This is a genomic window from Chthoniobacterales bacterium (genome assembly GCA_039930045.1).
GTDB lineage: Bacteria > Verrucomicrobiota > Verrucomicrobiia > Chthoniobacterales > DASVRZ01 > DASVRZ01.
The window spans coordinates 54,740-79,644 of the sequence record JBDSQB010000002.1; the positions used below are offsets into that span (position 1 = coordinate 54,740).

General features: G+C 56.9%; 18 protein-coding genes. 11 read left to right on the forward strand and 7 right to left on the reverse strand.

All coding sequences use genetic code 11. From position 1 onward, the window contains the following. The 10 genes from murD to lhgO are packed head-to-tail and all read left to right on the forward strand — an operon-like array spanning position 1 to position 12,274. The gene (gene murD / locus ABIT76_00490; protein MEO7931612.1) at positions 1 to 1,341 is read left to right on the forward strand and encodes a UDP-N-acetylmuramoyl-L-alanine--D-glutamate ligase; all 1,341 of its coding nucleotides are present in this window, start codon (positions 1 to 3) and stop codon (positions 1,339 to 1,341) included. Positions 1,342 to 1,379: 38 nt separating this feature from the next. Then, positions 1,380 to 2,048 carry a LysM peptidoglycan-binding domain-containing protein gene (locus ABIT76_00495; GenBank protein ID MEO7931613.1) on the forward strand — a complete coding sequence of 223 codons (669 nt, stop codon included), beginning with the start codon at positions 1,380 to 1,382 and terminating at the stop codon, positions 2,046 to 2,048. Positions 2,049 to 2,052: 4 nt separating this feature from the next. Beyond that, a complete protein-coding gene (locus tag ABIT76_00500) occupies positions 2,053 to 3,198 on the forward strand; it encodes a putative peptidoglycan glycosyltransferase FtsW (GenBank protein MEO7931614.1) in 1,146 nt (381 codons plus the stop codon). A 5-nt stretch (positions 3,199 to 3,203) separates the two neighbouring features. Next, positions 3,204 to 4,292, forward strand: coding sequence for an undecaprenyldiphospho-muramoylpentapeptide beta-N-acetylglucosaminyltransferase (gene murG, locus ABIT76_00505; protein MEO7931615.1), 1,089 nt, complete (start codon positions 3,204 to 3,206; stop codon positions 4,290 to 4,292). A 9-nt stretch (positions 4,293 to 4,301) separates the two neighbouring features. Next, a complete protein-coding gene (gene murC / locus ABIT76_00510; protein ID MEO7931616.1) occupies positions 4,302 to 6,593 on the forward strand; it encodes a UDP-N-acetylmuramate--L-alanine ligase in 2,292 nt (763 codons plus the stop codon). An 8-nt stretch (positions 6,594 to 6,601) separates the two neighbouring features. Then, positions 6,602 to 7,516, forward strand: coding sequence for a D-alanine--D-alanine ligase (locus ABIT76_00515; protein ID MEO7931617.1), 915 nt, complete (start codon positions 6,602 to 6,604; stop codon positions 7,514 to 7,516). Further along, positions 7,513 to 8,538 carry an FtsQ-type POTRA domain-containing protein gene (locus ABIT76_00520; GenBank protein ID MEO7931618.1) on the forward strand — a complete coding sequence of 342 codons (1,026 nt, stop codon included), beginning with the start codon at positions 7,513 to 7,515 and terminating at the stop codon, positions 8,536 to 8,538. The genes ABIT76_00515 and ABIT76_00520 overlap by 4 nt, the downstream gene beginning before the upstream one ends. Then, a complete protein-coding gene (ftsA, locus tag ABIT76_00525) occupies positions 8,525 to 9,739 on the forward strand; it encodes a cell division protein FtsA (protein ID MEO7931619.1) in 1,215 nt (404 codons plus the stop codon). Before ABIT76_00520 ends, ftsA begins: the two co-directional genes overlap by 14 nt. 4 nt (positions 9,740 to 9,743) lie before the next feature. Continuing rightward, positions 9,744 to 11,063: a hypothetical protein gene (locus ABIT76_00530; GenBank protein MEO7931620.1), complete on the forward strand. Its 1,320-nt coding sequence runs from the start codon at positions 9,744 to 9,746 to the stop codon at positions 11,061 to 11,063. A 5-nt stretch (positions 11,064 to 11,068) separates the two neighbouring features. Continuing rightward, entirely contained in the window at positions 11,069 to 12,274 is a 1,206-nt protein-coding gene (gene lhgO / locus ABIT76_00535; protein ID MEO7931621.1) for an L-2-hydroxyglutarate oxidase, read from the forward strand. Between the two features lie 65 nt (positions 12,275 to 12,339). Here lhgO and rpoC read toward each other — a convergent pair whose 3' ends face one another. The 6 genes from rpoC to ABIT76_00565 all read right to left on the reverse strand — a co-directional run bounded on the left by rpoC (position 12,340) and on the right by ABIT76_00565 (position 23,953). Further along, positions 12,340 to 16,473 carry a DNA-directed RNA polymerase subunit beta' gene (rpoC, locus tag ABIT76_00540; protein ID MEO7931622.1) on the reverse strand — a complete coding sequence of 1,378 codons (4,134 nt, stop codon included), beginning with the start codon at positions 16,471 to 16,473 and terminating at the stop codon, positions 12,340 to 12,342. A 48-nt stretch (positions 16,474 to 16,521) separates the two neighbouring features. Then, complete coding sequence (rpoB, locus tag ABIT76_00545; protein ID MEO7931623.1) at positions 16,522 to 20,319, reverse strand: DNA-directed RNA polymerase subunit beta; 3,798 nt, start codon at positions 20,317 to 20,319, stop codon at positions 16,522 to 16,524. Between the two features lie 376 nt (positions 20,320 to 20,695). After that, positions 20,696 to 21,076 carry a 50S ribosomal protein L7/L12 gene (rplL, locus tag ABIT76_00550; protein ID MEO7931624.1) on the reverse strand — a complete coding sequence of 127 codons (381 nt, stop codon included), beginning with the start codon at positions 21,074 to 21,076 and terminating at the stop codon, positions 20,696 to 20,698. A 159-nt stretch (positions 21,077 to 21,235) separates the two neighbouring features. Further along, positions 21,236 to 21,865, reverse strand: a complete 630-nt coding sequence (gene rplJ / locus ABIT76_00555; protein MEO7931625.1) for a 50S ribosomal protein L10 — start codon at positions 21,863 to 21,865, stop codon at positions 21,236 to 21,238. A 36-nt stretch (positions 21,866 to 21,901) separates the two neighbouring features. Continuing rightward, positions 21,902 to 22,603, reverse strand: coding sequence for a 50S ribosomal protein L1 (rplA, locus tag ABIT76_00560; GenBank protein MEO7931626.1), 702 nt, complete (start codon positions 22,601 to 22,603; stop codon positions 21,902 to 21,904). 138 nt (positions 22,604 to 22,741) lie between these two features. Further along, complete coding sequence (locus ABIT76_00565; protein ID MEO7931627.1) at positions 22,742 to 23,953, reverse strand: glycosyl hydrolase family 8; 1,212 nt, start codon at positions 23,951 to 23,953, stop codon at positions 22,742 to 22,744. Positions 23,954 to 23,988: 35 nt separating this feature from the next. Here ABIT76_00565 and ABIT76_00570 point away from each other — a divergent pair, with 35 nt between their 5' ends. Next, complete coding sequence (locus ABIT76_00570; GenBank protein ID MEO7931628.1) at positions 23,989 to 24,555, forward strand: pseudouridine synthase; 567 nt, start codon at positions 23,989 to 23,991, stop codon at positions 24,553 to 24,555. An 8-nt stretch (positions 24,556 to 24,563) separates the two neighbouring features. On the opposite strand, the gene ABIT76_00575 is transcribed toward ABIT76_00570, so the two are convergent. After that, complete coding sequence (locus ABIT76_00575; GenBank protein MEO7931629.1) at positions 24,564 to 24,722, reverse strand: hypothetical protein; 159 nt, start codon at positions 24,720 to 24,722, stop codon at positions 24,564 to 24,566. Positions 24,723 to 24,905 lie beyond the last annotated feature (183 nt).

Genomic DNA, 24,905 nt, shown 5'->3' on the forward strand with positions numbered 1-24,905 from the left:
ATGGAAGTCGCTGGAAAACATATTGCCGTGTTAGGACTCGCCCGCAGCGGCGAATCCGTCGCGCGACTGTTGCTTTCCAAAGGAGCGAAAATCACCGTGCTCGATTCGGGAAATTCCGAGCCGTTGTTGGCACGAGCGGAGAAGCTGCGTTCCGCAGGAATGACAGTGTTAACAGGCCCTGACGCAGTCTCCGATGAGGCATTTTCGCTGGTGGTAGTTAGTCCGGGCATCGACTTGGCCAGCCCATTTGTCCGGCAGTATTCAGATCGCGGAATTCCCGTGACCGGTGAACTGGAAGTCGCCTGGCAGTTTTGCACAAAGCCCGTCATCGCCATCACCGGCACCAATGGAAAAACCACCACCACCGAGTTGATCAGCGCGATGCTTAACAGCGCCGGAAAACGCACGGTCGCCTGTGGAAATATCGGATTGCCCTTTTCAGAAGTCGTGGCGCATTCACAGGAGAATCTCGACGTGATTACAGTGGAAGTCAGCTCGTTCCAACTGGAGACTATTTCCAGTTTCCGCCCGCAGATCGCGCTCTGGCTGAATCTAACTCCCGACCACTTGGATCGCTATCCGTCGATGCAGGAATATCGTGAGGCCAAGCTCCGCGTGTTTGAGTATCAGACAAATGAAGACTTCGCCGTGTGCAACGCGGCCGACGATTTGCCTAACCTCGCCGCGAAGAAAATCACCTTCAGCGCCTATGGACACGCGGCGGATTTCACTTTGGTCAATCACTCCATCGCCTATCGCGGCGAGGCGATTGCGCGGCTCGATTCCTTTCAACTCATCGGCCTTCACAACATCGAAAACCTGATGGCCGCCCTCGCCACGGGACACGTTCTCGGAATAACCTTCGCCGACTTACTGCCCGCGTTGCAAAACTACCGCCCCTCGCCGCATCGCTGCGAGCTGGTCGCCACCATTGATGGCGTGCGCTATATCAACGACTCAAAATCCACCAACGTCAATTCGCTGGCGAAGGCGCTAACACTGGATGAGAAAAAAGTGATTCTCATCGCCGGCGGCAAGGATAAGGGATTTGAGTTTGGTTCGATTCGACAGCTAGTAGGCGAAAAAGTTTCCACCGCCATCCTCATCGGCGAAATGGCGGAGCGCATTTCCAGTGACTGGAGCGGCTCCGTTCCCTGCCTGCTAACATCCAGCTTGCAGGACGCTGTCCAGCAGGCGCATAGTCTCGCGCGGGCAGGCGACACGGTGCTTTTCTCGCCGGGCACTTCCTCGTTCGACATGTTTCGCGACTACGCCGATCGCGGCGAGCAATTTCGTCAGGCAGCCACAACTCTTTCTAACCTCACATCCATCCCATTATGAACATCAAGAACTTGTTCCAAAAAAACCCGCCCAAGAAAATGAACGCCACCACACGACGCGCCACCATGCCGATCGCGGAAGACTACGACATCGACGAGCCGAACGTAAAACTCTCGAAGGCATTTTTCGTTGTCATGCTGCTGCACGTTGTCGCCGTCGGCGGCATTTTTGCCTTCAGCTCGCTCAAGAAAAACACTCCGGCTCCTATGGACACGCCACTAGTCGAGAGTCCGGCCAAAGGCAGCGATCTCCCTGCGGACAGCCGGATTTATACCATCAAGGCCAACGATAATCTGGGCAGCATCGCCTCGACTTTTGGACTTACCCGGAATGATCTCGAAACGGCCAACCACCTAACAGAGTCGAGTTCCATTAAAATGGGCGACAAGCTCATCATCCCCACGAAATCCACGGCGCAACCCGTGCCGTTGAATGTGCAAAAACTTCTGCAACTATCGCAGAACACCAAGACCGAGCCGCTGCCTGTGAAGGTGAGCAACACCACTCCAGCCGCACCGAAAACCGCTCCCGCAGTGGACACAGTCGCACCCGCCGGAGGGAAAATTTATGTCGTGCAAAAAGGCGACAACCCCGTGCTCATCGCCAAGCGCCAGGGCGTGAAATATGCCGACTTGCTAACAGCCAACAAAATCACCGATCCCAAGAAACTTCAGATCGGCCAAAAGCTGATTATTCCCTCGAAATAAAACGATGCAGTCTCGCGGAGTTTATTTGTTAGTCGTCGCCGTCCTAGCTGTCATGACAGTCGGGCTCGTCATGCTTTCAAGCACGGGCGCGTTCGCCGCAGACAGCCACGGCGACGCCTCCAAATTCCTCCGCCTTCAATCCGCCTGGCTTGCCATCGGCCTCGTCACTGCGGTCATCGTTTCTGTTACCGACTATCACTTCTGGCAAAAACTCTGGCCCTACTTGCTGGGACTTTCCGTTCTCTTGCTCATCCTCTGCCTGCCGCCATTCGGACATAAAATCAACGGCTCCTATCGCTGGATTCGCGTCGCTGGATTTAGCTTTCAACCATCGGAACTAGCCAAACTAGCCAGCATCATTTTCCTGGCTTCCTGGTTCACCAAGCATCAGGAAAAAACCACGACCTTCGTCCATGGATTCGTCATTCCCCTGGCAGTGATTAGTGCCATGCTGTTGTTGATTGTTAGAGAGACCGACCTCGGCGCTACTCTGCTCATCGCCACCACGATGTTCTGCGTGATGTTCGTCGCCGGGAGTCGTTTGCGTTACTTCATGCCGATGTTAGTCGTCGGCATGCTCGGCGTCATCGTGGTAGTTAGTAAAATGCCGGAGCGCGTTGATCGCATTCTAGCTTATCGAAATTTGGAAAAATACAAGGAAGGCGACGGGCTCCAGCAATATGCTGGCCTGACCGCGCTTGGTTCCGGCGGAGTGGAGGGGCTTGGCCTGGGCAATGGACGCCAAAAATTGCTCTACCTCCCCTTCGCCCATACCGATTTTATCTTCCCCGTGATCGGGGAGGAACTAGGGCTCTGGTTTACCCTCGGAATCGTCTCGGCCTACGTCGTGATGATTCTTTGCGGAACGATGATTTCCCTCTGCTCGAAGGACCATTTCGGAATGCTGCTCGGCTTCGGCTGCGTCATGCTCCTAGCCATTCAGGCGGCGGTGAATATCGGCGTCACCACGGCTCTGCTTCCTAACAAAGGAATGCCGCTCCCTTTTGTTAGCTACGGCGGATCGAATCTCTGCCTCTGCCTTTTATTCATCGGGATTCTTATCAGCATCCATCGTCACAGCGAAGTGACCACGCTCGCATCCATCCCGCGAGTGCTGGCGGCGAAAACCCGCAAGACGATTCGTCTGTAACTCCCATGAAAGTCGCAATCGCATGTGGAGGCACTGGTGGCCATTTATTTCCAGGACTAGCCGTGGCCGATGTGCTCCTGGAACGCGGGCACGAGGTGCTGGTGTTCATCTCGGAAAAAGAAATCGACTCGCTCGCCACGCAGGGGCGCGACGATCTGCGGCTTGAGAAACTTCCCTCCGTCGGAATGCCGCATGTCTTCTCACCGGCCATCGCGAAGTTCTTTGTTAGATTCTTCGGCAGCTATCAGAAGTGCCGACAAATCTACGATTCGTTCCAGCCCGACGCCGTGCTCGGCATGGGCGGCTTTACTTCGACCGCGCCGATTTTGGCCGGGCGCACGCGGAAGGTTCCCACATTCATCCACGAGTCGAATGCGATTCCCGGCAAGGCTAGCAAACTCACCGCACGGGTGTCTTCCATGGTGTTATTAGGTTTCGCGGAATGCGCCACATTCTTCCCTAAGTCAAAAACCGAAGTCACCGGAACGCCCGTTCGTCACAGCCTCCTAACACCGGTCAACCGCCACGAGGTGCTAGCCAAATTTGGCTTGCGTGAAAATGTGCAAACGCTGCTCATCATGGGAGGAAGCCAGGGCGCGCAGGGCCTGAACCGCGCCGCGTCGGCTGCCGTCGCCACGTTTCCGGCGGACGAGTTACAGGTGATTCATTTTACCGGCAAACGCTGCGAGGAAACGATTCGCGCCGAATACGCCAGCCAGGGTCGCGCGGCCTATGTCGCGGCGTTTCATCACGACATGCAGGAGGCATATTCCGTGGCCGATCTGGCGATTTCCCGATCCGGCGCGGCGAGTCTCACGGAGCTTTCCCATTTTGGACTGCCCTCGGTGCTGATCCCGTTTCCGTATGCGGCGGAGGATCACCAGACCTTGAACGCGCAAATCTTTGTGCGGGCCGGCGCGGCGATTCTTTGCAAGGAGGAAAACGCCATTGCGGGCGACCTCGCCGACGTCCTGCGCCGCCTCATCGCCAAGCCCGAATTGCTAACAACCATGGCCGCCAAAAGCAAAAATTTTGCCCGCGACAACGCCGCCGCCGCGGTGGTGGATTTGATCGAACAGCAATGCCGCCGATAGTCTCCTCCCATGTCTGACATCGCCGCCCTGACGACTATTTTTACCGGTTCCGCGCGCCACATCCATCTCCTGGGCGTGGCCGGTTCGGGCATGAGCGGCATCGCGGGTTTGCTGCTGGCGCTGGGCCATCGCGTGAGCGGCTGCGACCGCACTTCGAGCCGCGAAGTGGAGCGGCTGATCGGACTCGGACTCCACTTTCACTCGAAACAAACCGCGCTCTCGGTGCAAGACGCAGAGTTCGTCATCTACTCGTCGGCCATCAAAAGCGGCAACCCGGCCTATGACGAAGCCATCCGGCTTTGCGTGCCGCTGATCCGCCGCGCCGAGGCTTTGGCCGCGATCATGAGCGCGAAAAAAGGCATCGTCGTTGCCGGCATGCACGGCAAAACGACGACCTCGTCCATGGCCGCGCACGTTCTGCGTGTCGGCGGATTGCGCCCGTCGCATTATGTCGGGGCTGAGATTCCCATTCTCGGTACTAACGCCTATTGGGATGCAACCGGCGAAAATTTCGTGGTCGAGGGCGATGAGAGCGATGGAACTCTGGTGAACTATCATCCGCAGCACGCCATCATTTTGAACATCGAGGAGGAGCACCTCGACTTCTATCGCGATCTCGCGCACATCGAGTCGGTCTTTGAAACACTCCTCGCGCAGACGCCGGGGATGATCGTTTATAGCGGCGACGATATCCATGCAACTCGTGTCTGCGGCCATCGAGCCGGGGCGATTTCCTATGGTGCCGGAGAGAATTGTTTCTACCGCTACAACATTGTGACGACAGGAAATTTCCAGACAACCTTCGAGGTTAGTCGCAATGGAAAATCCCTCGGCAGCTTCGTTCTGAACATCCCTGGAGCCCACAATGTTAGCAACGCCACTGCCGTCATCGCGCTGGCTCACGAACTCGGAGTCGAGACGCGCAAAATTGCCGAAGGGCTGGAGAATTTTCGCGGAGCGCGCCGCCGGTTTGAGGTGAAATACAACGAGCGCGGCATCCGGGTCGTGGACGACTACGGGCACCATCCCACCGAGGTAAAAGCCACGCTCGCCACCGCCCGCACCGAGGGAGCGAAGCGGATAATCGTGATGTTTCAACCCCATCGCTACACGCGCACGGCGGCGTTGAAGGATGATTTCGGCAAGGCGTTTACCCTCGCGGACAAAGTTTATGTGACCGACATATACGCCGCCAGTGAGACGCCGATTCCGGGCATCAGCGGGCAGACCATCGTCGATGCCGCGCAGGCGCTGGGAATGACTAACATTTTTTATCGCCCGCAAAAAGAGCGGCTCTGGAAAGAGATAGCACCGCAAATCGCCCCGGGCGACCTCGTGCTCAGTCTCGGCGCGGGCGATATTCACGAGCAAGGGATGCGCTTGATCGGCGACCTGCGACGCGTCGATGAAATCGAGGCGCTGACCGGTGCTAACACGGTGAAACTTTACGAGCCGCTCTCGCGTCACACCACTTTGCGAGTCGGCGGCCCGGCGCAATACTGGGTGCAGCCGCAAACCGAGGAAGCCTTCTCCGCGCTGATCCGCTACGCGCATGCCAGCAATCTCGCCTTCATGGTTGTCGGCCGCGGTTCTAACCTACTCGTGCAGGACGGCGGCATTCCCGGAATTGTCGCGCATCTCAGCGATGGAGATTTTTCGCAGATTTCAGTGGATGGACTAACCATCACAGCCGGAGTCGGAGTGCGCCTGAAACAGCTTGCCGCTGCCGCAAAAAATGCCGGCATCGGCGGTTTCGAATGGATGGAAGGCATTCCCGGAAACGTCGGCGGCAGTCTGCGGATGAACGCCGGAGCGATGGGAGCGGATACGTTTTCGCAGGTGGTTAGCTTTTGCTATTTCGATCACTTCGGCCAGCTTCATGAGGTCACTCCGCAAGAGGTGGATGTGCGCTATCGCAGTGTGCCGTTGCTCGCAAAAAATTACGCCGTGTCGGCTATTTTCCAAGGCCAGCCAGGCGATCCTGCGGAGACGGAGCGCCTTCTGCGCACCTCAATGGAAAAACGCAAAACCAGCCAGCCGATTGCGGCGAGCGCTGGTTGCATTTTTAAAAATCCCGCCGAACTTCCAGCCGGCAAACTCGTGCAGGATCTCGGGCTGAAAAACAGTCATGTCGGACAGGCCCGCGTCTCCGAGGTGCATGGCAATTTTATCGTGAACGATGGCGGGGCCAGCGCCGCCGATGTGATGCGCCTGATCCGCGACATCCAGCACGTGGCCCTGACCGAGAAAGGCATCCAACTCGAGACCGAGGTGCAGATCGTCGGAGAGCCGCTGAGTTAGAAATTTTTATGAGCTTAAACATTGCCGTATTGTTAGGAGGACCCGGAGCCGAGCGCGAAGTCTCGCTGCGCTCTGGCAGCGCGGTCGCCGCCGCCCTGCGCCAGTCGGGTCACAGTGTTATCGAAGTGGACGTGACGGATGAAAGTTTCGCGCTGCCACCTAACATCGATATCGCGTTCAACGTCATCCACGGGACCTTCGGCGAGGACGGCGACTTGCAGGCGGAATTGCAAAAGCGCGGCGTCGTTTACACTGGAGATTCTCCTGAATCCAACCGCATCGCCTTCGATAAAATTCTTTCCAAAGAAGCGTTCGTGGCCGCTAGTATCGCCACGCCGCGCAGCGAGACACTTATCGGCAACGCACGTCCCACGCTGCCGCTGCCGCTCGTCGTGAAAGCGCCGCGCCAGGGCTCCAGTGTCGGCGTTTACATTTGCAAAACCTCAGTCGAGTTAGATGCCGCCCTCACTGCCGTCACGGAGTTTGGCGAGGACATTCTCGTGGAGGAATTTATTCAAGGCGACGAGCTAACAGTCGGTATCCTCGGCGATCTGGCGCTGCCGATTATTTTGATCTGCCCGAAGGACGGCGTTTACGATTTCAAAAACAAATATCCCTGGCTCAATCCGGGCGGCGCGGCCGATCATTTCTGCCCGGCTCCGCTCGACGACACGCTCACCCGGAAAATTCAGGCGCTCGCGCTGGAGGCGCATCGGTCGCTTGGGTTGAAAGTTTATAGCCGAGTGGACGTTCTTTTGTCTGGCCAGGGCGAGCCGTTTGTGTTGGAAGTTAACACCGTGCCAGGAATGACTGAATCGAGCCTTCTGCCAGAAGCCGCCGGAGTGGCGGGGTTGAGCATGGGCCAGCTTTGCGAACGCATCATCGAACTCTCCACCGCGCGTCTGAAGGGAGTCTCATCATGATGTTTGAAGCCAGAACCAGCGGCGCTCCACGGCAGAACAACCGGCGCAGCATTAACAAACGCCGGAAGCAGTCACAGCATCTGCTCGATGTTAACATTCGCTCGGACAAAGCTCGGTCGCAGCGCAATCAGCGAATCGTTCTCTTCGGCTGCAAGATCCTCGTTTTCGTCACGCTTATCGTCGGCGTGGTCTATGGCTGCCGCTACGGCATGAACCGGATGTTCTTCGCCAATCCTAACTATGTGTTGAATCAGATCGACGTGGAGAATGAGGGCACACTGCCGCGCGAGCAAATCATCTCTGCTGCCAAGCTAACTCGTGGTGAAAACATTTTCTCCATCTCCCTGCCGGAAGCGCGCCAGGCATTGCTCGACATCCCGCAAGTGGAGGATGCGCAAATCCAGCGCGCGCTGCCCGACACGCTGAAGATCACGATTCGCGAACGTCACCCGGTCGCCTGGCTGGCGAACACCCGAGCTGAGGCCGATTCGCTGGATCACACTCATGCGCTGATGATCGATGCCGCGGGCGTGGTGCTGAAAAGCCGCTCGATTCTCCCCGAATACCTGCGGCTGCCGATCATTGCCGGAGTGGCGACGGACAGTCTGCGCATTGGAAAAAAAATCCCCTCTTCGGATGTGCTAACATCGCTCTCGCTCATTCAAAAAACCTCCGACATTCTGCCGGGCCGTTTCGAGATTGCCTGCATCGATCTCAGTAACGGCTACAGCATGGAGGTCCACGACCGCGAGCACACGGCGGCGCGGCTTTCCTTCGACGACATCGACGGGCAACTCCAGCGCCTGCGCTTGCTGCTCGATTACTGCGACGCCAACCAGAAGAAAATGGAGACAGTCAATCTGTTAGTACAGCGCAATGTCCCGGTGACTTTTGTGCAGCTCGATACCACCGATCTAACATTGCCTGCGATCAAGCCAGGCGGCGAGCCGATCCCTGTTCGCAAGGCTGTCCCACTCACCACTCCTAACAAGAAAAAGAAAATCACCAATGGCAAGGGATGACATCGTCGTTGGCCTGGAGATAGGCACCAGCAAAATTTGCGTCGTTGTCGCCGAGGATCAGGAGGATGGAACGATCAAAATTCTAGGGGTCGGCCAGGTGCCTTCCCGGGGCATTCGCAAAGGGGAGATCGTCGATTTCGACACCGCGCAGCAATGTCTGCACGACGCGCTCGTCGATGCCGAGCAAAAGTCCGACATCGAGATCGACAACGTTTTTGTCGGCATCACCGGCTCGCACATTTTGAGCTTCAACAGCCGTGGAGTCGTCATCGTTCCCGAGGAGAAAGGCGAGATCGACGAGGACGACATCGCCAACGTTAAGGCCAGCGCCATCGAGGTAAACATCCCGGCGGAGCATTCCTTTCTGCACCAGATTCTCCAGCACTACTACATCGACGACCGCGAGGGCGTGCTCAATCCGGTGGGAATTTTCGGCACGAAGCTGGAAGCCGACTACCATATCATTCACGGCATTCGGAACCGGATTCATAATACGTTGCGCTGTGTCCGCGAGATCCCTTTGAGCGTCGCCGACATTGTTCTCAACGGCCTCGCCTCCGCGCAGGTTGTGCTCGATCAGGAGCAAAAAAATCTCGGCGCGCTCGTGCTCGACATCGGCGGCGGCACCACGGATTACGTTCTCTACCATGAGGGAGCGGTTCGCCAGAGCGGCGTACTAGCAGTCGGCGGCGACCACATTACCAACGATATTAGCATGCTGCTAAAAATCCCGATGGCGCGCGCGGAACGCCTGAAAATCGAGGAAGGCAGCGTCATTCTCGGCAACTCCATTCCCGGAGAAAAAGTGTTCTTGAAAGACGAAACCGGATTCGCCGGTCGCGAGATTGAGCGAGAAAAGCTCAACATGATCATCCACATGCGGATGAAGGAAACATTTGAACTTCTCCTGCGCCGACTGGAAAACGATCCGAAATTTGAAATGGTCGGCTCCGGTGTTCACATCACGGGCGGCTGCAGTTTGCTCAAAGGCATCGATCATTTGTCCACCGAAGTTTTCGGAATGGAGACGACTCTCACTCACGCGCACACCATGGCTGGCATCACCTCGGCATTTCAAAATCCGCAATACTCCACCGCGATCGGACTTGTGAAATACGCCCAGGCCGTTCGTTCCGAAATTCCGCAAGAAGGTCTTCTAACCAAAATCTTCAACCCCTTCAAAAAAATCTTCCGCCGCTAATCCGATGATCGAGATCAACCGTTCCCTACCCAACACGGCGGCGAGTTTCATTCCACTCACCCGCAAGATTGTCGGCGTCGGCGGCGCGGGTTCCAGTGTGATCGACCGGCTGCTCATAGACGGCGTGGATGCCGCCGATCTGGTCGCGATCAATACCGACATGCAGGCGCTTTCCTCCTCGGTCGCCGCGCAAAAAATCCTCCTCGGCCACACACTCACCCACGGCCTCGGCGCGGGTGGTGATCCCGAGGTCGGCATGGCCGCCGCGCAGGATGCATTGCCCGAGTTGCGTGCTGCTGTAGAGGGAAATCAAATCGTTTTCCTAACAGCAGGACTAGGCGGTGGAACCGGGTCTGGTTCCGCTCCGTTCATGGCCCACGCAGCGAGGGAAGCTGGCGCGGTCGTCGTGGCGATTGTCACTCTGCCGTTTGCCTTTGAGGGAAAACGCCGCAACCAGCAGGCGCTCGCCGCCCTCGATCATCTGCGCCAGCTTTGTCACGCGGTGATCTGTTTTGAGAACGACCGCATGTCCGAGTTAGTCGCACCCAAAGCTGGCATTCAGCAAGCCTTCATGGCTGCCGACCAGACTATGAGCGAATGTATCCGCGGCATTCTTGCGATGTTAGGACGCCCCGGAATCATGAAGGTAGGCCTCGACGATTTACTGGCCGTTCTACGCAGCGACGATCCGCGTTGTCTCTTCGGTTGCGGAGAAAGCGACGGCGACAATCGCGCCCACGAAGCGCTCGCCTATGCCTTGCGCAATCCGCTGATGGAACGCGGCAAGCTCCTCGAAAACGCGGGCAACGTTCTCGTGCACATCGCCGGTTCCGCGAATCTAACCTTGGCCGAGGTCGAGGTTTTGATGAACGAACTCAACCGTCATATCGGCGAAGAGACGCATCTTTTGCTGGGTACTAGCATTGATCCGAGACTTGGCGGGAAACTTTGCGTCACGCTCATGAGCACGCTGGGCCAGGCGGTTTCGATGGTGAGCACACCAGTCGCATTGCCCTCGCTAGAAAGAGCACACGAGCCGATTACCGATGTGGTTATCCCGCCAATTGCCGCGCTGCTCCCCGAAGATGAAGCGCCCGAACCCATCGCTCCCCGGCCCGCTCCAATCACCCGCGCCCCGCGTCCGGTTCCCGAGCCCAAGGCCCCGGCGCACGCTCTAGTTGTGGAGAAAACCAAGGAAGTGAAACAGGAAGTCCTCCAGTTTGAACCCGTCTCGCGCGGACGTTTCGAGAAAAGCGAGCCCACCATCGTCGAAGGCCACGACCTCGATGTGCCAACGATTCTGCGCAAGGGCTTCCGCGTCTAGTTCTCATGGCGGCCCAGCGATTTGTTATCGTCGGCGGCGGGATTGTGGGACTGGCAACGGCGTTGAAGTTGCTCGCGAAGCGGCCGGAGTTAGACGTCACTCTGCTCGAAAAAGAGGCGCGCGTGGGAAATCACCAGAGCACGCACAACAGCGGCGTGCTGCACGCGGGGCTCTATTACAAACCCGGCTCGCGCAAGGCCCGGCTGGCTGTGCAGGGCATTCGGGAAATGATTCGGTTTTGCGAGGAGCACGGGGTAGCGCACGAGATTTGCGGGAAACTGGTCGTCGCGACGGATGCGGAGGAAGTGAGCCGACTCAGAACCTTATTGGAGCGCGGTCAGCAAAATGGATTGCGCGATTTGCAATGGCTGGAAGCCGGGGCGATGCGCGAGATCGAACCGCATGTCGCCGGCGTCGCCGCCGTGCGCGTGCCCGAGGAGGGAATCGTGGATTATCGGGCCGTCTGCGATGCGATGAGCTTGGAGATAGTTAGGAAAGGCGGCCGAGTCGAGTTGCAGTCGAATGTGACTCGCATTACGCCGGATGGAACAGGCTGTAAAATAGGGACGACTCAAAAGGAATACGCGGCTGATTATTTAATCAACTGCGCCGGGCTGCATTGTGATCGCGTCGGAATGCTGGCTGGTGAAAATCCAGAAGATCGGATTCTGCCATTTCGCGGGGAGTACTATCAGTTGCGGTCGGATCGAACTCACCTGGTGCGAAATCTGATTTATCCCGTGCCCGATCCGAAGTTTCCGTTTTTGGGAGTTCACTTCACGCGCATGATTCACGGCGGCGTGGAGGCCGGGCCCAATGCGGTGCTGGCGCTGGCGCGGGAAGGTTATACCAAAACTCGAATCTCGCTCCCTGATCTGACGGACGCACTGTCGTTTCCTGGACTGTGGAAGTTCATGGCGCAGTATCCGCGCATGTGCTGGGATGAAACGCTGCGCTCGTTTAGCCGGCGACTCTTTGCCCAATCGCTGCGGAAGCTGGTGCCGGAGATAGAAGAATCCGATCTTACTCCCGGCGGCGCGGGTGTGCGGGCGCAGGCGATTTCGCCGAATGGCGAATTGGTGCAGGATTTCCGACTGGTCCAGCGCGCGAATGCGTTGCATTTGTTCAATGCCCCCTCGCCCGCTGCCACGGCTTCGCTGGCGATTGGCGGTGAAATCGTGGAGCTGATTTTTCAATCGAGTTCCAGTTAACTCTGCCCACAAAAACAAAAAAGCCGGACCTTGCGATCCGGCTTTTTTGTTGAATGTGATGTCGCTTAGCCGACGGCTGGCTCGAATACTTCGACCTCGTCCTCGTCTTCGCTGACGTCTTCGAAGGTCTCGACCATGTCCACAGTCTTCGTGTTGCGATAGCCGGGGAAACCGGTGCCCGCAGGAATGAGGTGACCCATGATGACGTTCTCTTTGAAGCCGCGCAGAATGTCGATCTTGCCCAGAGTCGCCGCTTCGGTAAGGACGCGGGTGGTGTCTTGGAACGAAGCCGCCGAGATGAACGAGTCAGTCTCGAGCGAGGCTTTGGTGATACCGAGCAGAACTGGACTGGCTTCTGCAGGCTTGCCACCTTTTTCGATGACAGCGGCGTTTTCCTTCTCGAATTCGAGACGGTCAATCTGATCGCCCCAGAGCAAGCTGGTGTCGCCGGGTTCGGTGACTTTGACCTTGCGGAGCATCTGACGAACGATGATTTCGATGTGCTTGTCGTTAATTTCGACGCCTTGCAGACGATAGACTTCCTGCACCTCATTGACGAGATGCTCCTGAAGCGCCTGCGGTCCGCAAACGTCAAGGATGTCGTGCGGCGGAACAGGTCCGTCGGTGAGCTGGGAGCCTTTCTTAACGAAATCGCCCTTGGAAACGATGATGTGCTTGGCGAGCGGCACGAGGTGTTCCTCTTCCGCGCCGGTATCGGCGTCCTTGACGATGATCTTGCGTTTGCCGCGAACGGTTCCCGCGATCTCGACCACACCGTCGATTTTGGCGATCTCAGAGGCGTCTTTCGGACGGCGAGCCTCGAAAAGCTCGGCGACACGGGGCAGACCACCGGTGATGTCCTTGGTTTTCGCGACTTTACGCGGCGTTTTGGCGAGGAGCTGACCACCCTGGACTTTCTTGCCTTCGGCCACGGAAATGTGGGCGCCGGCAGGAATGGAGTAGCTGGCAATGATTTCTCCGCTGTCGCCGATGATGACGATCTGCGGGTGCAAATCCTCTTTGTGCTCGATGACGACAGTGCCTTTGACGCCTGTTTGCTCGTCCACGTCGGTTTTGACGGTGACGCCACGGATCATGTCGCGGAACTCAACGATACCGGGTTTCTCGGTGAGAATCGGCACGTTGTAAGGATCCCATTGCACGAGGGTGTCGGCGGGTTTGACCTTGCTGCCGTCGGCAAATGCGATGACCGCACCAATGACGACGTTGTGTTTCTCGAGTTCGCGACCGTCCTCGGCAAAGACAGCGACCGCGCCGTTCTTGTTGAGAACGATCCAGTTGCCGTCGAGCGATTGCACGACGCGGAGGTCAATGAACCGCAACTCGCCTGCGTTTTTCGCCTTGATGATCGGCTGCTTGAAGGTCTGCGAGGCGACGCCACCGATGTGGAAGGTTCGCATCGTGAGCTGGGTGCCGGGTTCGCCGATGGATTGGGCGGCGATGATACCGACCGCTTCACCGAGGCGGATGAGTCCGCCAGTGGCGAGGTTGCGTCCATAGCAGAGGGCGCAAACGCCGCGACCGGTTTCGCAGGTGAGAACCGAGCGAATCTTGAGTTGCTCGACGCCGAGTTTGTCGATCGCGTCCGCCGCATTTTCATCGACCATTTGATTGGCTTTGATGAGCGTCTTGTTCGTGATCGAGTCCTTGATGGTTTCGCAAGAAACGCGACCGATGATGCGGGTTTTAAGATCCACAACTTCCTCGTCGCCCTCGTAAATCGGACGAACAACGATGCCGTTGGTCGTGCCGCAATCCGCCTCGTTGATGATAACGTCTTGGGACGCATCGACCAATTTGCGGGTGAGGTAACCGGAATCCGCCGTCTTCAACGCCGTATCAGACAGACCCTTGCGGGCGCCGTGCGTGGAAATGAAGTAATCGAGAACCGAGAGACCTTCGCGGAAGTTCGCAGTGATCGGGCGTTCGATAATGTCGCCGGAAGGCTTGGCCATGAGGCCGCGCATGCCGCCGAGCTGGTTGACCTGGGTGCGGTTACCACGAGCGCCGGAATCGACCATGAGCCAGACCGGGTTGATTTCCTTGCGGCCTTCGTTGTGCTGCAAGGTCCGGAACATAACGTCCGAGATGGCATTGCCAGCCTGAGTCCAGATATCGACGACTTTGTTGTAGCGCTCGCCGGGAGTGATGATGCCGGAGCGGAATTGTTTCTCCACAACTCCGACTTCCTTGCGGGCATGGTCGATGGAATGATGCTTTTCCGGTGGAATAATCATGTCCACGATACCGACGGAGACGCCGGCCTTGGTCGCCCAGCGGAAGCCAAGCTCCTTGAGCAGGTCCAGCGAGGTTACGGTCTCTTTCTGTCCCGCGACTTGGTAGGTGCGGAAAATAACGTCGGAGAGCTGTTTCTTCGAGCAGGTCTTGTTGAAGAAACCGAGGTTCGCTGGCCAGATCTGATTGAACAAAACACGGCCTGCGGTCGTTTCGAGAATGCGGGAAGTCGTGTCGCCATAATGGGTGACCTTGCCGAAATCGGGGTTCTTCAGACGCACGCGGTCATGCACTTTGACCGCACCGTCAGCCATTGCGAACTCAACTTCGCCAGCGTCGGCGAAGAGGGGTTTGCGAGGTTCCGCGCTGCCATCGGTTATTTTCCGGGGCTCTTGAGTGAGATAGTAACAGCCGAGAACGATGTCCTGCGAAGGAGTCATCACGGGCTTGCCGCTCGATGGCGAGAAGATGTTGTTCGTCGCCAGCATGAGCAGGCGGGCTTCCATCTGAGCCTCGACGGAGAGCGGAACGTGAACGGCCATCTGGTCACCGTCGAAGTCGGCGTTGTAAGCCGTGCAAACGAGCGGGTGAACACGAATCGCCTCACCCTCGATCAACATTGGCTCGAAAGCCTGGATCGACAGACGGTGCAATGTCGGAGCGCGGTTCAGCAGGATCGGGTGACCCTTGGTCACTTCATCCAGAATGTCCCACACTTCGGGAGTCTGTTTCTCGATGAGCTTTTTGGCGCTGCGTACGGTGTGGACGTAGCCCATTTCTTTGAGGCGGCGAATGATAAAGGGCTCGAACAAAACGAGCGCCATTTTCTTCGGCAGACCGCACTGGTGAAGCTTGAGTTCCGGTCCGATGACGATGACGGAACGACCCGAGTAATCGACGCGTTTGCCAAGCAAGTTCTGACGGAAACGACCACCTTTTCCCTTGAGCATGTCGCTGAGAGATTTGAGCGGACGGTTGCCGGCACCAGTTACAGCGCGGCCATGACGACCATTGTCGAACAAGGCATCGACAGCTTCCTGCAACATGCGTTTTTCGTTGCGAATGATCACGTCTGGAGTTTTCAGCTGGAGCAGGTTTTTCAACCGGTTGTTGCGGTTGATGACGCGACGATAGAGGTCGTTCAAATCGGAGGTCGCAAAACGTCCACCTTCGAGCGGAACGAGCGGGCGAAGATCCGGTGGGATAACAGGCAGAACCGCCAGAACCATCCATTCAGGACGGGAATGCGAAGACGCAAAACCCTGAACGAGCTTGATGCGCTTGGCCAGTTTCTTGCGAATCTGCTTGGACTTGGTGTTGCCCATCGCCTCTTCCAATTCCTTGGCGAGCGTGGCCAGATCAGCTAGTGAGAGCAGAGTTTTGATCGCTTCCGCGCCCATTCCGGCGACGAAATTACCTTCACCGTACTGCTCGACAGCTTCACGATACTCAGCCTCGGTGAGAAGCTGGGTTTTGGTGAGCGGAGTCTGACCCGGATCAATGACGATGTAGTCCTCGTAATAAATGACGCGCTCCAACTGGCGGCCGCTCATGTCGAGCATCAGGCCGATACGGGAAGGCATGCATTTGTAGAACCAAATGTGGGACACGGGAACGGCGAGTTCGATGTGACCCATCCGCTCGCGGCGAACGCGGCTCAAGGTAACTTCAACGCCGCAACGGTCGCAGATGACGCCCTTGTGTTTGATGCGTTTGTATTTGCCGCAGGAACATTCCCAGTCGCGAGTAGGACCGAAAATGCGTTCGCAGAACAAGCCGCCTTTTTCAGGCTTGAACGTGCGATAGTTGATCGTTTCGGGGTTTTTCACTTCTCCACGGCTCCAGGAGCGGATGGAGTCGGGCGACGCGACGTTGATTCCCACTTGGTCAAATCCGACCGAGCGTTCTTCACCTAAAATTTCACGTAGATTGGTATCGAGCATATTTTATCTGGTAACTGGCGTGTGGAAAACTGGGAGTCTCGCCTCCAATTAGGAAGCGAGTAACTCCGTCTGGCCGGGCGCTTTGCCGCCGACTTTGAAGTCGAGGCAGAGGCTCTGCATTTCTTTGACGAGCACGTTGAAGGATTCCGGCGTGCCGGCTTCGAGCGAGTTGTCGCCTTTGACGATGGATTCGTAAATCCGGGTGCGTCCTTGAACGTCATCCGATTTAACGGTGAGCAATTCCTGCAAGGTGTAGGCGGCGCCGTAGGCTTGGAGCGCCCAGACTTCCATCTCACCGAAACGCTGGCCGCCGTATTGCGCTTTACCACCGAGCGGTTGCTGGGTGACGAGCGAGTAAGGTCCGACGGCACGGGCGTGGATTTTATCCGCGACCAAGTGGCCGAGCTTCAACATATAGATGTAACCCACCACGACGCGTTGATCGAACTTGTCGCCGGTGCGTCCGTCATACAGATCGGATTTGCCGTTTTCGTTGGTCCAAGTAAAGCCTTCGACTTTCTCGGCTTGGCGGAGGTATTCGCGGATTTTGAGTTCGTCAATACCGTCGAAAACCGGGGTCGCAACGGTGAATCCGAGCGCCTTGGCGGCAACGCCGAGGTGAGTTTCGAGCACCTGTCCGACGTTCATGCGAGAAGGCACGCCCAGCGGGTTGAGCACGATTTCGACCGGAGTTCCGTCAGCTAGGAACGGCATGTCTTCCTCGGGAACGATCCGAGCGACAACGCCCTTGTTTCCGTGGCGACCGGCCATCTTGTCACCGACCGAGAGCTTGCGCTTGCTGGCGATGAAGACTTTGACTTCCTTAATGATACCAGGGTCGATGTCGTCGCCGCTTTCAACGCGATCCATCGAGCGCTCTTTTTCGAGTTCGAGTTCCTGGAACTTCGGCTCGAAGGAAGAAATAATCTCGCGGATCTTGTTGCGGATCGGGCTCGGATCGATGTCGATATGATCATAAACACCAGCCAGCTTGCGCAGGAGGGTTTTGGTGATCTTTCGGTTCGCAGGAATGATGATCTCGCCGGTTTCAGCGTTGACCACGTCGAGCGGAATTTTTTCACCCAAGAGGACGTTGGAAAGCGACTCGGTGAGTTCCTCGGTCAGTTCGTCTTTCTTCTTGCGATAGTCGTCGTCGATGGTTTTAGCCTGACGCTTCGCTTCGGAAGGCGTGACTTTCGAGCGAGTGATTTCCTTGCGGGAGGACATTTTCACGTCCATCACGATGCCATAGGTTCCGGATGGAACGGTCAGCGAGGTGTCTTTCACGTCGGCTGCTTTTTCGCCGAAGATGGCGCGCAGGAGGCGTTCTTCAGGGGCAAGTTCGGTTTCGGATTTCGGAGTGATTTTACCAACGAGGATATCGCCGGGCTTCACTTCGGCTCCGATGCGAATGACGCCGTCTGGTCCAAGGTTGCGCAAGGCTTCCTCGGAGACGTTCGGGATATCCCGGGTGATTTCTTCGGGTCCGAGCTTCGTGTCGCGTGCACCGATGTCGAATTCGTCGATGTGAATCGAGGTGTAGATGTCCTCTTTCACGACTTTCTCCGAGATCATGATGGCATCTTCGAAGTTATAGCCATTCCAAGGCATGAACGCGACGAGCACGTTGCGACCAAGGGCGAGCTCGCCTTTGTCGGTGTTCGGACCGTCGGCGATGACCATGTTTTTCTTGATGGTCTGACCCTTCTTGATGATCGGACGCTGATTCACGCAAGTGCCCGCGTTGGAACGCATGTATTTGCGGAGTTCATAGACATAAACACCGTTGGCGACATCAGTCTTCAGCTTACGCTTGGAGTCCGGAATTTTGCCGTCAGGAGTGATGATGATCTGATCGCCAGTGACAGAGGCAGCGACGCCATCGGCTTCAGCCACAATGACCGCACGCGAATCACGGGCGACTTTGCCTTCCATGCCCGTGCCGACAAGCGGCGCCTCGGAAACGATCAGAGGAACGCCTTGACGCTGCATGTTCGAGCCCATCAAGGCGCGGTTCGCATCATCATGTTCGAGGAACGGAATCAGACCGGCAGCTACGGAAACGAGTTGTTTCGGGGAAACGTCCATGTAGTGAACCTTCGCAGGCTCGACTTCGAGGAAGTCGCCACGATAACGGATCGAGACAGTCGGCGCGGTAAAGTTCCCTTTGTCATCCACAGGTGAATTGGCTTGGGCGACGAGATAGTTTTCCTCACGGTCGCCGGTGAGATAATCGATTTGGTCAGTCACGCGACCGTCCACAACCTTGCGATAAGGCGTTTCGATGAAGCCGAAATCGTTGATCTGCGCAAAGGTGGACATCGAGCTGATGAGACCAATGTTTGGACCTTCGGGCGTTTCAATCGGACAAATACGACCGTAGTGCGAGGGATGCACGTCGCGGACTTCAAATCCGGCGCGATCTCGGCTCAAGCCGCCTGGCCCGAGAGCCGACAGACGGCGCTTGTGAGTCAACTCAGCGAGAGGATTCGTCTGATCCATGAACTGCGAGAGCTGGCTGCGACCGAAAAAGTCGCGAATAACCGCGCTCAGAGCTTTCGGGTTGATCAGCTTTTGAGGGGTCATGCCCTCAATGTTCACGTCGAACAACGTCATGCGCTCTTTAACGAGACGCTCCGTGCGGGCCAGACCCACGCGGCACTGGTTGGCAAGCAATTCGCCGACAGTGCGAACGCGACGGCTGCCCAAGTGATCGATGTCGTCGAGGACGCCTTCGTTGTTGCGCAGGAGAATGAGATATTTCATCGCCGCGACGAAGTCTTCCTTCGTCATGCAGCGCTCGCTGAGATCGACGTTGATGCCGAGCTTTTGGTTGATCTTGTAACGTCCGACCCGACCTAGATCGTATTTTTTTGGATCAAAGAACAAACGTTTGAGCAAGCCGCGGGCGTTCGCTGCCGTGGGTGGATCGCCAGGGCGGAGTTTGCGATAAATGTCTTTGAGCGCCTCTTCCTCGTCATGCGCGGGATCTTTCTTGAGCGCCTTGATGATCGAGTCGTCCTTTTTGATATCGACAACTTCGATTTCAGTGATGCCGAGGGAAAGAATCTGGCGAATCGTGGCCACAGTGAGCGGCTCGAAGGCGCGAGCCACCGTGATTTCCCCGTCACGCACATCGGCGGTGAGAACCTTGGTGGTCAACTCTTCATCTTCAAGCTGGTCATTGATGGCGAGTTTCTCGACATCATAAAACAACTTGATGATCTCCTCATCGGAGCCGTAGCCGAGGGCACGCAGGAACGTGGTGGCCAAAAACTTCCGGCGACGCTTGCGGCGGTCAAGATAGATATAGAGCAAGTCGCTTGTGTCGTATTGCACTTCCAGCCAGGAGCCGCGATCAGGAATGATGCGGAAGCTGTGCAGCAATTTGCCGTTCAAGTGAACGGTCGATTCAAAGGCGATGCCCGGAGAGCGGTGCAACTGCGAAACCACAACACGTTCAGCGCCGTTGATCACGAAAGTGCCCTGCAAGGTCATGAGCGGAATTTCGCCCATGTAAACTTTCTCCTCCTTGACGGCTTTTTCTTCCTTGAGCTGGAAGGTGACGTGGAGTGGCGCGCTGAAAGTCTGACTCTCGCGCTGCGACTCCATGGAAGTCAGCTTGGGTTCGCCAATTTCATAGCTGGCAAAGTCCAGGACGATCTTGTCGTCATAGCTCTGGATGGGAAAAACCTCCTTGAAAACGGATTGAAGTCCGGTGTTTTTGCGTTTGCTGGGCGGAACGTCTTTTTGCAAAAATTCCACATAGGAATTTAGCTGCACCTCAATCAAATTGGGTGGTTCGATCGCTTCTTTGAGTTTGCCGAAGTAGATTCTTTCTGACATAGCTGTGCGGTCGGTCTGGGTTACTGTTCAGCCACTCGCTGACCGGCGAGATGGGTGAGGTTTGACAAATTGGAAGTGAATTCCGAGAAAAAGCGGGAGACAGAAATAGCCCCAAAGCAAACCTCTGTCAAATCGAGGGATACCTTGTGGCTGGATTTTAGATTAGGAAATGAATCCGAAGTTAAAATGTGGCTCTTTCGCGGGCAGTCTAATAACGGACGACTAACAAATCACTGCAAGGTCTCTTTGCCGACTGGGAACAAAGATAAACCTCGCCGTGAGGGATGCTGAACGAGCTCTATTTTTATAAGAGGCCCAACATCGGATCGCAGACGGCGATGGGAATGAAACTCCCATCGCCGTGCTACGAAGGGAATTACTTGATCTCGACCTTGGCGCCGGCTGCTTCGATCTTCTTTTTGATCTCTTCAGCTTCTTCTTTGGTGACACCTTCCTTGATCGCCTTGGGAGCGGATTCAACGAGGGCTTTCGCTTCAGCGAGACCGAGGCCGGCCACGGAAGCACGAACTTCCTTGATGACGCCGATCTTGTTGGCGCCGATTTCCTTGAGGATCACGTCGAAGGTGGTCTTCTCTTCCACGGCCGCGGCGGCTGCACCACCCGCTGCAGGAGCGGCGGCGGCGACAGGAGCTGCGGCGGAAACGCCCCACTTCTCTTCGAGGGATTTAACGAGGTCGGCAACTTCAAGAACGGTCAGGCCGCTGAGTTGTTCTACTAATGCACTGGTATCTGCCATAACTATTTTTTTCTAACGGTATCGGTGAGTCTCAAAGCTTTGAGTCGATTAAGACCAGCAGCCGCTGGTCCGCCGAGGAACCCTTTGTTTGGTTGTTGTTTGCTTTGGTGAATGCGGTCCGACTTTCGACAAACCGCAAAAATTTTGATTCGAGTTCGATTACGCTGCGGGAGCTTCGGCCTCAGGCGCTGCCTCGGCAGCAGGCGCAGCTTCCTCGGAGGGAGCGCTGGCTTCGACTGCGGGAACCTCTGCGGCAACTTCGGGAGCCGGAGCGTTTTCGCTGTCCTGCTTCGCCTTGGCGGCAAGCAAACGGGCGAGGCTGGCGGCTGGCTCGTTGAGCGTGCGAACGAGTTTGCTGGCTGGCGCAAGCAACACCCCGAGGAGTGTGGCGCGGAGAACGTCCTTGGAAGGAAGATCGGCCAGCGATTTAACTTCGTCGGCGGAAAGCAGCGCGTTGTCCAGAACGCCCATCTTGACGACTGGCTTCTGGAATTCCGCGGTGAAGGACTTAAGGACTTTCGCAGCGGCGCAAACGTCGGATTCACCCGTGACGATAGCCGTCTGGCCAGCGAGCGAGTCGCTGAAATCGGGATAACCGAGTTCGGTCGCGGACTTCTTCAGGAATGAATTTTTGACGACGTGGCACTGGGCGCCAACACCGGCGAGCCGGTTGCGGAGTTCGGAAAACTGATGAACGCGGAGGCCGGTGTAATCAGTAACCAGGAGGAAAGGCGAGGCGTTGAGCGACTTCGAGAGGTCGGCAACGATGGATTTTTTTTCGAGTCTCATACGAGTTGAATAGAAATGTTAGTAGGTGGAGACGCGTTAGTGTTTCAGGAACGGAGAGGCGTCCACTTTGATGCCGGGAGTCATGGTCGCGGCGAGCGCGATGTTATCCACAAACTTGCCCTTGGCCGCCGATGGACGCGCCTTGACGATTGCGTCAATGACCGCTTTGCCGTTTTCGACGAGTTGCGCTTCATTGAAGGAAAATTTGCCAACGGGAACAGCGACGTTGCCGTTCTTGTCGAGTTTGAACTCCACGCGGCCCGCCTTGACCTCACGAATTGCTTTCGCAGTGTCGTCGGTCACAGTGCCGGTCTTCGGGTTGGGCATCAGACCGCGAGGCCCGAGGACTTTGCCGAGTTTGCGGACTTCCGCCATGGCGGCTGGAGTGGCGATGGCGACATCGAAATCTTGGAAACCACCGACGCACTTCTCGATCATGTCCTTGAATCCGACGTATTCGGCGCCGGCTTCACGAGCGGCTTCGGCTGCGGAACCTTCCGCGAAAACGAGCACGCGGACCAGTTTGCCAGAGCCATGAGGCAGCGGGCAGGTGCCGCGAACCATTTGGTCGGACTGACGGGGATCGACTCCGAGTCGAAGGGAAAGAGTCACCGTTTGGTCAAACTTCACGGGTTCAAATTTCTTGAGGCTCTGCACTGCTTCTTCGAGCGAGTAAGTCTTGTCCTTGTTGACGAGAGCGAGAGCGGCTTTGTAGCGTTTGGAACGATTTTTTTGCATAATTTTTGGCAGTTCGGACGAGTCGTTTGTCAGTTGATTGAGGTGACTCTCCTGCGGTTCCCGTTTTTGCGGGACTGGGTTTATCGTCGGACTCGGGGCCTTTTGCAAATGGAAAATCGCCCCTTTCGCAAAAACTTTTCACTTCATCGTCGTCGGGTCCCAGAAATGGCCGGTCATCACCAGCAAACTCAATAACGTCACCGTATCCTCATAGTAACCTTCGTGCCGCGCGCACACCGCCGCATATAGCCGGTCGAGCCAGGCCTGTTGCGAGGGATTCAGCATCGCCGCCACCCCGAATGGCGCGGCAAAAGCCCCGGTAAAATAGTTGCCTCCCTTCAGCTGAGTTCCATTGAGATGGTAGCCGGCGCGAATTTTCTCCGGCTCGCCCGACGCAGATTTCTCGATCCAGAGCGACAGCTTCCCAGCGGTTTCCTTGGAACGCACATCGCCATTGAGCAACGCATCCGTCGCCAATCGCCAGGGAATGCGGCACGCATTGTAAGAATAGTCGCCGTCGGTTTTCGCCTCCAAAAACTTCGGCGGCGCGGGTCTTGCACGGCCATCCGCATCCAGAACCGCGAAATCGGGCAACAATCCCGTGAGTGGACTGCGACTCGACTGCAAATTTTCGATCACCTGGGAAGTCGCCTGCACAACTTCATCCCAATGCGAGTCGCCTGCGGCCCGCCTAAACGCCCGGAAATGCCCCGGTGCGAAGTCACTGGGCCGCGTCTGCCATTGCGTGTATTTGCTGCCCCGCACCCAATCGCCCAGCATCGGCAAATGACTCTCCGGGCCGATTTCCGCCGCCAGGATTCCGGCGATCACCCGCAGCGCTTCCGCCCGATAATTCATGGTGCCCTCGCTGCCCCATTGCCGGTCGGCCAGGAGCAATCCGTAGGCAATATCCATGTCGCCATCAAACGCACTGTCGCCCGATTCGCCCGGCACTTCCCAAGCCATCAGACGCGTTTCGATGTGACTCGGATGCGCCCGGGAAAACTTCCACAGCGCATCAAAAATCTCCCGCGCCTCCGGGTCATGACCCGCCATCAGCGCGACAATAATCAACCCGTATCCCTGCCCTTCCGACACCGTCCGCCGGTGCTCGGAGCCCGATTTGCCGAATGCAATGCGACTCCCTGTGTTTTCGCGAACCAGAAAATCGCCCTTCCAACGGTCGTAATACCGCGCCACATCCGCATCCTGCCGTTCCTGGGAAAACTGCGCAGGCCGAATCGTTCCAGCCGCATATTCCTGATGTCGCGAAAAAGGAAAACGCTCCGCAGCCGCCATTTTCCCGCCCAAAAAGAGCGACAACACCGCCGCAAAAATGCCATACCTCATCGCGCCGACCATCCCGCCTTCCCCTCGCCCCGTCAATGCTCCTCGCCTTTCACAAACCCTTTGGCGTGCTCAGCCAGTTCACCGCTGATGGGAGTTCCAATCGAACGTTGGCCGACTTCGGGTTTCCGAAAAATGTCTATCCGCTCGGGCGGCTCGATGCCGATAGCGAGGGTCTGCTTTTGCTCTCCGACGAAGCGGGACTCAACTCGCGTCTGCTCGATCCGCAGGCAGCGCATCCGCGGACGTATCATGCGCTGGTTGAGCGGGTGCCCGGCGAGAAATCGCTCGCGCAACTGCGGCTGGGCGTCGTCTTCGATGGGAAAAAATCGCGTCCATGCCAAGTTGAAATTTTGGAGCCTCAACCGCTCGTTGCCCCGCGCGATCCGCCAGTGCGGTTTCGGAAAAACGTCGCCGACATCTGGATCGCGCTCACGTTGATCGAAGGGCGGAATCGTCAGGTGCGCAAAATGACGGCAGCGATTGGGCACCCGACGCTGCGGCTGATTCGAGTGCAAGTCGGCTCGTTTCCGCTCGGCGATCTCGCTGCTGGAAAGTGGCGCGAGTTGGATGCGAATGAGCGCCGGTCGGTCTTCGGAAAATGACGGTTTTTCTATTTCCCCAAACGCCGGGCCAGCCACCAGCCCGCATAGACTCCGATGAGACTCCCAATGGAGCTGATGGCGAAGGCCCATGTGAGTCCCCACGGCTCGGCGGCGGCCCAGCCGAGATAGCCGCCGATGTTGAGTCCGACGAAGATGAGGAGTTTCACAGGAGTGAGATGAGCAGCAATCGCGCCCTGACTCGGATGGAAAAGTTTCCGGGAGCGCACGCGTCCCGCGTGTTCCCTTTTGCGTCTCGCGAAAGGGTTGGGTTCCGTCATCGGACGAGACGTCCGCTGGAGCACGCGAACCGTCAGATCGCCTCGCCAATATTTTCCCACCGAGGTAAACGC